This is a genomic window from Domibacillus indicus (assembly GCF_023715895.1).
GTDB classification, from domain to species: Bacteria; Bacillota; Bacilli; order Bacillales; family Domibacillaceae; genus Domibacillus; species Domibacillus indicus_A.
This window is the reverse complement of record NZ_JAMBOO010000157.1, coordinates 1-241: the sequence shown is the minus strand read 5'-3', so window position 1 is coordinate 241 and position 241 is coordinate 1. Positions and strand designations below refer to the sequence as shown.

The following is a 241-nucleotide window of genomic DNA, read 5'->3' as shown; positions in this document are numbered from 1 at the left end:
GTCTTGCAGCCCTTTGTACCATCCATTGTAGCACGTGTGTAGCCCAGGTCATAAGGGGCATGATGATTTGACGTCATCCCCACCTTCCTCCGGTTTGTCACCGGCAGTCACCTTAGAGTGCCCAACTGAATGCTGGCAACTAAGATCAAGGGTTGCGCTCGTTGCGGGACTTAACCCAACATCTCACGACACGAGCTGACGACAACCATGCACCACCTGTCACCGCTGCCCCCGAAGGGGA

1 rRNA gene is annotated in these 241 nt (G+C 55.6%); it reads right to left on the bottom strand.

What is annotated here, in order from left to right:
- A 16S ribosomal RNA gene (locus M3221_RS27170) occupies positions 1-241 on the bottom strand; the annotation flags it as partial.